At 68.3% G+C, this 2,593-nt stretch carries 5 protein-coding genes; 4 read left to right on the plus strand and 1 reads right to left on the minus strand.

Features of this window, described 5'->3' with window-relative positions:
• Positions 1-199: 199 nt before the first annotated feature.
• Positions 200-1,057: a type I methionyl aminopeptidase gene (gene map, locus VLF38_RS09210; RefSeq protein ID WP_325270970.1), complete on the minus strand. Its 858-nt coding sequence runs from the start codon at positions 1,055-1,057 to the stop codon at positions 200-202.
• A gap of 22 nt (positions 1,058-1,079) precedes the next feature.
• Between map and VLF38_RS09215 the strand changes: the two genes are divergently transcribed.
• The 4 genes from VLF38_RS09215 to VLF38_RS09230 all read left to right on the plus strand — a co-directional run bounded on the left by VLF38_RS09215 (position 1,080) and on the right by VLF38_RS09230 (position 2,478).
• Entirely contained in the window at positions 1,080-1,283 is a 204-nt protein-coding gene (locus tag VLF38_RS09215; RefSeq protein ID WP_325270971.1) for a hypothetical protein, read from the plus strand.
• Positions 1,280-1,567 carry a hypothetical protein gene (locus VLF38_RS09220; RefSeq protein ID WP_325270972.1) on the plus strand — a complete coding sequence of 96 codons (288 nt, stop codon included), beginning with the start codon at positions 1,280-1,282 and terminating at the stop codon, positions 1,565-1,567. The genes VLF38_RS09215 and VLF38_RS09220 overlap by 4 nt, the downstream gene beginning before the upstream one ends.
• A gap of 84 nt (positions 1,568-1,651) precedes the next feature.
• A complete protein-coding gene (locus tag VLF38_RS09225) occupies positions 1,652-1,999 on the plus strand; it encodes a metalloregulator ArsR/SmtB family transcription factor (RefSeq protein WP_325270973.1) in 348 nt (115 codons plus the stop codon).
• Positions 1,996-2,478 (plus strand): SRPBCC family protein, encoded by a 483-nt coding sequence (locus tag VLF38_RS09230; RefSeq protein WP_325270974.1) that lies wholly within the window; start codon positions 1,996-1,998, stop codon positions 2,476-2,478. The genes VLF38_RS09225 and VLF38_RS09230 overlap by 4 nt, the downstream gene beginning before the upstream one ends.
• Positions 2,479-2,593: the final 115 nt, after the last annotated feature.

The raw sequence follows: 2,593 nt of genomic DNA on the forward strand, positions 1-2,593 counted from the left end.
CCGGTCAGCAGCCCGGCGCCGAGCAGCGTGCTGGCGGCGACGGCTCCGATGACGGAGAGGGTCGCGGAACGGGAGCTGGTGGCGCGGGCGTCGGGCATGGTGACCTCCAGGGAAGAGTGACACTGCTACGACGCCCGAGTCGCCCCACAGGTTGCATTCCGCAGGGAAATTTTCGCCGCGATTACGCGACGTACGTGGATCAGGGGTTGGTCAGGATCTCCGCGCCGTCGGCGGTGACCAGGAGCGTGTGCTCGAACTGCGCGCTGCGCTTGAGGTCCTTCGTGACGACGGTCCAGTTGTCGGCCCACATCGTGTAGTCGTGGGTGCCGAGGTTGAGCATCGGCTCGATCGTGAAGGTCATCCCGACCTGGATCAGGTCGTCGTAGTGCGACTGGTCGTAGTGGGGGATGATCAGCCCGCTGTGGAACGACGTGCCGATGCCGTGCCCGGTGAAGTCGCGGACGACGCCGTAGCCGAACCGCTTGGCGTAGGACTCGATGACCCGGCCGATGACGCTGGTCCGCCGCCCCGGCTTCACGGCGTTGATGCCACGCTGCAGCGCCTCGCGCGTGCGCTCGACCAGCAGTCGGGACTCCTCGTCGACGTCGCCCGCGAGGAACGTCGCGTTGGTGTCGCCGTGGACGCCGTCGAGGAACGCCGTGATGTCGATGTTGACGATGTCGCCGTCCTCGACGATCCGGCTGTCGGGGATGCCGTGGCAGACCACCTCGTTGACGCTGGAGCACAGCGACTTGGGGAAGCCGCGATAGCCCAGGGTCGAGGGGTAGGCGCCGTGGTCGCAGAGGAACTCGTGGCCGATCCGGTCGAGCTCGTCGGTCGTGACGCCGGGGACGATGGCGGCCCCCACGAGCTCACGTGCCTGGGCGGCGAGCCGGCCCGCGATGCGCATCTTCTCGATCGTCTCGGCGTCCTTGATCTCCGAGCCGGTGAACTTCGCCGGCGCCGGCTTGTCGACGTACTCCGGCCGCGGGATGGAGGCGGGCACGGGGCGGCGCGGGGAGATGGTTCCGGGTGCGACAGGGGCTGCGACGGGCATGTGCTGAGTGTAGGTTCGCACCATGAGCGAGAACGACTCGGAGTACTGGTTCTGCCTCAAGCACCACGCCGTGGAGCCGGGTGCCGGCTGTCGTGCCAACGACCGGCTCGGGCCTTATCCCTCCGAGGCCGAGGCTGCACGCGCGCTGGAGAAGGTCGCCGAGCGCAACGAGGCCTGGGAGAACGACCCCGCCTGGAACGACAACCAGGAGAACGACGAGGCTTGAGCACGATCCCCAAGGGCCAGCCGGTCGCGGAGAAGATCTCGCCCTGGCCGTTCGTCGGCATGGCCGGCATGGCCGGCACCTTCTTCCTCAACGCCGCCTCCGGCCTGCTCGCGCCCTGGTACGGCGTGGTCGTGCTGCTCCTGGTCTGGCTCGGACTGCTGCTGCTCGGCTTCCGCTGGTGGACACCGCACCCGGTGCGGCTTGCCTGGCTGCCGGTCGTGTCGCTGGTCCTCTGGTTCGGCATCGTCATCGTCGGTGACATCTGGCTCGACTGGACTGCCTGAACCGACTGCTCAACCAAATGGTTGACAATTCTCACGGTGGGGCGTTGACTGATGTACAACCAGTCGGTTGATCGAGGAGGCGTTGTGACGGACCAGCTCTCGAGGGCGTTCGCCGCCCTGGCGGACCCCACTCGGCGTGACCTGGTGGCGCGACTCGCTGCGGACGGTGACGCGACCCCGGGCGAGCTGGGTGCGCCGTACGCCATGAGCCTGCAGGCCGTCTCCAAGCACCTGAAGGTGCTCGAGGAGGCGGGCCTGGTGACTCGCTCGCAGGAGGGGCGCCGTCGTCCGGCGCATCTCGAAGCGGGCGTCTTCGACCTGATGACGAAGTGGATCGAGCGCTACCGCCGCGAGGCGGAGGAGCGCTACGGCCGCCTCGATGCCGTGCTGGAGACCCTGACCGGATCCGACCGAGAGCGAGATGTGTCATGAGCACCGTTGTCCACCACGAGACCGCGATCGACGCCCCTGCGGGACTGCCGATCATCGAGATCACCCGCGAGTTCGACGCCCCGGCGGAGGCGGTCTTCCGGGCGCATGCCGAGCCGGAGCTCTTCGCGCGGTGGATCGGGCCGCGCTCCATCGACACCCGCGTCGTCGAGTGGGACTGCTCGACGGGCGGGCGCTGGCGCTACGTCGCCGAGCGCGACGGCGAGGAGGTCGCGACGTTCTTCGGGTCGTTCCACGAGGTGCGGCCGGGGGAGCGGATCGTGCAGACCTTCACCTGGGAGGGGGCGCCCGACAGCGTGGCCCTCGAGATCCTGACCCTCGAGGAGCTCGACGGCGGTCGCTGCCGGCTCCGTGCCCTGTCGGTCGGCGAGAGCGTGGAGGCGCGTGACCAGATGATCGCCTCGGGCATGGAGGCGGGGATCATCGAGGGCTACGAGCAGCTGGACGAGCTTCTCGGCTGATCATCCAATGAAGCATTTGGCTTCATTCTGTCGATGTGAAGGTATGATCTTCACGTGACCCCGCCCCGTCCCGTCGCCACCCTGATCGGCGATGTCGTCGGCTCCCGCTCGGCGG

It is taken from the genome of Nocardioides sp. (assembly GCF_035481145.1).
Taxonomy (GTDB): Bacteria; Actinomycetota; Actinomycetes; order Propionibacteriales; family Nocardioidaceae; genus Nocardioides.